The sequence below is a fragment of the Microcoleus sp. BM001215392 genome (assembly GCF_036700185.1).
GTDB lineage: Bacteria > Cyanobacteriota > Cyanobacteriia > Cyanobacteriales > Microcoleaceae > Microcoleus.
Genome location: NZ_JAUBOJ010000534.1, coordinates 1 through 3,920, shown reverse-complemented (window position 1 = coordinate 3,920; position 3,920 = coordinate 1). Strand labels below are relative to the sequence as shown.

6 protein-coding genes are annotated in these 3,920 nt (G+C 44.4%); 4 read left to right on the top strand and 2 right to left on the bottom strand.

All coding sequences use genetic code 11. The annotated features are described in order from the left end of the window. From QT974_RS32175 to QT974_RS32165, 3 genes are all read left to right on the top strand, one after another. Nucleotides 1-497: hypothetical protein (locus QT974_RS32175; RefSeq protein WP_333472431.1), on the top strand; the 497-nt coding region annotated here is incomplete at its 5' end. 27 nt (nt 498-524) lie between these two features. Continuing rightward, nucleotides 525-1,352: a DUF3037 domain-containing protein gene (locus QT974_RS32170; RefSeq protein WP_333472430.1), complete on the top strand. Its 828-nt coding sequence runs from the start codon at nt 525-527 to the stop codon at nt 1,350-1,352. 45 nt (nt 1,353-1,397) lie between these two features. Then, nucleotides 1,398-1,769, top strand: a complete 372-nt coding sequence (locus QT974_RS32165) for a VOC family protein (protein ID WP_333472429.1) — start codon at nt 1,398-1,400, stop codon at nt 1,767-1,769. A gap of 125 nt (nt 1,770-1,894) precedes the next feature. Here the strand turns inward: QT974_RS32165 and QT974_RS32160 are convergent, their stop codons facing one another. Both QT974_RS32160 and QT974_RS32155 read right to left on the bottom strand, forming a co-directional pair. Next, complete coding sequence (locus QT974_RS32160) at nt 1,895-2,155, bottom strand: hypothetical protein (protein ID WP_333472432.1); 261 nt, start codon at nt 2,153-2,155, stop codon at nt 1,895-1,897. A 72-nt stretch (nt 2,156-2,227) separates the two neighbouring features. Beyond that, nucleotides 2,228-2,899 carry a phosphoribosyltransferase gene (locus tag QT974_RS32155; protein ID WP_333472428.1) on the bottom strand — a complete coding sequence of 224 codons (672 nt, stop codon included), beginning with the start codon at nt 2,897-2,899 and terminating at the stop codon, nt 2,228-2,230. Between the two features lie 170 nt (nt 2,900-3,069). Between QT974_RS32155 and QT974_RS32150 the strand changes: the two genes are divergently transcribed. Then, nucleotides 3,070-3,756, top strand: a complete 687-nt coding sequence (locus QT974_RS32150; protein WP_333472427.1) for a uracil-DNA glycosylase — start codon at nt 3,070-3,072, stop codon at nt 3,754-3,756. The last annotated feature ends 164 nt before the right edge of the window (nt 3,757-3,920 follow it).

The following is a 3,920-nucleotide window of genomic DNA, read 5'->3' as shown; positions in this document are numbered from 1 at the left end:
CACTAATAAATTGTCTGCCGAAATGCTTCGCCCTTGCACTCATAGAGATGCACCCGAATCGATTCCCTAAATGTTCTTCTGAAAGAGAAGAAATCAAGTACACAAACCAGCCCGAAAACCGCGAAAGATTTGCTTTGCTGATTTTGTTGTACGGATGGGTATATGCTAATGACTGTCAATTCATCTATCAAAATCTTCGTCCCAATTTAGTTTACTCTGTAGACCACGGTCATTTCTTTCCAGGCGGCCCAGAGTGGAAGCAGCGCGACTTGCTCGAAGCTGCTAATGCTGAGATAAACCCCCGCCTTGTTTCTAATTGTCAACTAAAGCCAGAGGATCTCAACCAGGGACTTCTGCTTCTTGATGCTGTCAGCGAAGAAAGCATTATTCAAGCTGTGGCTGCTCCACCCAGCGAATGGGGACTTACAATTGACGAGCGTGTTACCATGGTAGAGTATCTTGTTAAAAGAAGGCAGGATTTGCTGGCGCTCTTATAGCCACTGTCAGACAAAAAGGCGGAAACAATGGCAAGCAAGTATAGTATCGTTCAATACGTTCCCAATCCAATTGCTAACGAACGGATTAATATTGGCGTTGTTGCTTTTAACGAAGAACAGGTGCGCGTTCAGTTTCTCACAAACTGGGAGCGCGTGCGAAACTTTGGCATGGAAGATATTACTTTATTAAAAACTTTTGCTCAGCGAATGTCTGAAGCTGCTGAATGTGGATTGATTTTTCCTGGGGATAACCCAAATGCTCCTTATCAGGAACGTTTAAATAAAATTGCCCCGGATTGGCTCAATAGTATTCAGTGGACAGAACCTCGTGGCTCGTTAGAAGATGTCGATAGTTTACTAGAAGATATTGCCAGTAATTTTTTGGTAGATTTAAATTTCCCAAAACCGCATCGACGTGACCGCCAAGATGCTGCAAGATTGACCACTTCTAAATTTAGAAATGTTTTTCAACAACAGGTTAAAAATGATTATAAAGAACTCCTAAAAACAAGTTATTCGGTGCAGGGTACTCATGCAGAATCCAAGTTTGATGCGGTTGTTGCTAACGGGCGACCTTATTTGGCAGCACACGGTGTATCATTTGAGGTGAAGATACCGGAATACCTGCAAAGCTCTTTGTTTTGGATGATTAGTAATGTAAAACAGTCTCAACCTGATTTTCCTATTGCGATCGTGGCACTACCGCCCAAAAAAGACTTTAATAACTATCAAGAACTTCAGCAAACTTATCGGCAAGCTACCTCGACTTTCTCTGAACTAGGTGCAAAAGTTCTTGCAGAAGATGAAGTAGAAAGTTGGGTGCTAGAAAGACTTGATAAAGCCTATCTATTGTAGATATAAATCGATTTCCCCGTTGCCAATTACCAAATATCAATTTATATGAGTTTCCAATACAGCGCAGCATTAGTGACTTTAGCAGACATTGACAAAGAAGTTCTCGTTAAATTTTACACCAAATTTCTCGACCTAGAACCAAACCCCTATATTCCAAATACCTATGCGGAATTTAAACTTCCCGGCCTGAGACTCGGCATATTCAAACCCAAAGAGTCCCACAAATCCGAATTTGCAAGTCGAGCCAAAACAGGCATGAGTTTGTGTTTAGAAGTCAGCGATATCGAAACTGCGATCGCCCGAATCTGGGCCTTAGGATATCCCCCCGCCGGAGAAATTATCAAAGCTTCTCACGGGTTAGAAATCTATGCCTTCGATCCCGCCGGAAATCGCATAATTTTGCATCAATCCCACTAGCAGCATCCCCAGAAAAAAGTCGTTTGATCGTTCGGACTTTAGTCCTGGTTATTTAAGAGATTGAAGAAAGGACTGAAGTCCGAACGATCAAACTTATGAGAGTTATTTTACCGGACACGATCTAACTATCTAATCAATTCAGCAAAACTATAAAAACTGATAATTAACAACAACAATGCAGTTAAATGAGTTAACTGAAATTGAGGCCGCGGCCCGATAGATTCCCGCACCAAAATAGAAAAAGACGAACCAATGATATAACTTAAAGATAGAGTTAAATATTGCCACTGCAACGTTACACTCCACAGCCCGAGAAAAATCATCGCCAAAGTCAACATCATCAACTCAACAAAGCGAGGCGGATGGTGCACAGCAGACAGGATCACAGCGTTCAACCAATATTCCCAAGGTCTCATGTTTTAACGATCGAGCTTTTGGATGTAGCCTTCCAGCTTAACCTACGATCGCCATTCAATCTGTCGCTGCAAACACACCAAAGCCTCCGCCGTCTCCACCTGGGGAAACTGGGCGTAAAAGCGGCTGACACTGTAAAAAGGGTGAGGAGTCTCCAGAATAATCAACTTATCGGCGATTTTGGCCAAAAATCCCATCAACTCTGGCGGGGCGACGGGCGCGCAAATCCACAAAGCCGCCGGTTGCTGCGACTGCAAAGCCTGCGCCGCCACAGCCACCGTCATCCCCGTCGCAATCCCATCGTCCACTAAAATCGCCAATGACCCGGCCGCGCTGACATTGGGTCGTCCCGAAGCCAAATCTGCCAACAGAGATTGAGCGCTATTTTCAGCCTGCTGGAGTGCAGATTTCTGCAAGCGCAAATTTGGCTGATTTTGCTTTTGCCAAATAACCTCGCCGTCAGCAGTTGCAGCCCCGATCGCCAATTCCAAATTATCTGGGCGAGTAATTTTCTTAGCAACAACCACATCCAAAGCACAGCCCAAGCGGCGCGCAATCGGCACAGCAATCGGCAAACCCCCGCGCGGCAAGGCATAAACAATCGGTTTAATAGTATCCTGTGTGATTAAATTCAACTTGCCGAGCTCGTCTGCAACTGCCTCGGCCAGTTTTTCGCCTGCATCGGCGCGATCGTCAAAAAACGGGTGAGAGAACATATTTTTGCCTGTACGAGCTCAACCAAACAATTGGTGATTTGCGAGTGTTAATTTGGGATTGTGCGATCGGCGACAGCATCGCATACAAACATCCAACCAATCTCAAATCGTCCAGCACCATCTAAACTATAAACTCTCAGCTCAAAAAAATCTCTCAACTTATAAAATTTATGTCCAGCGACTTGCAACTTAGCCTTTTTGACAGCAATCAAAGTGCTGCTTTCCAAAACGACTCAATCCCAGCAAATGCCAAAATTCCCATTCCAGCCGGCACCTATCAAAACATGGAACAAATCGGCGATCACTGCAACCGCTGTCACCGCTGCGAATTGGGAAATACCCGCACTCACGCCGTCATCGGGCGCGGCAATCCTCAAGCCTCAATTTTGATTGTGGGAGAAGCGCCCGGACAAAATGAAGATGAAACCGGATTACCCTTCGTAGGGCGATCGGGTCAACTGTTAGATAAGATTTTAGAATCAGTAGAATTGAGCACAGAAACCGACGTATTCATTGCCAACGTCATCAAATGTCGCCCTCCCAACAACCGCCCTCCGACAGTCAAAGAAATCGAAGCTTGCAAACCATACTTGCTCGAACAAATTCGCATTTTAGACCCCAAAATCATTTTATTAACTGGTGCAACAGCCCTAAAAGGTTTGTTAAGCGACAAGCGACCAATTAGTAAAATTAGAGGTCAATGGATTGAATGGGAAGGACGTTTGTGTATGCCAATTTTTCACCCATCATACTTGTTGCGAAATCCCTCCCGCGAACCGGAGACACCCAAATGGTTTATGTGGCAAGATATGCAGACAGTCAAAGCTAAATTGGATGAATTCAAAACGGTAAGTTAATCGTTAACTATATTATCTTCGCTGAATTACCCGCAATAAAAACTGTTCGTAATCAGGGGTGCGAGTCCGCATCTATGACTCTTGACTCGCACCCCTGATTACGAACTAATATTAGACAAGATTGCATAAGTCTTCGATCGATACAGAAACCGCAGATGTCAGAC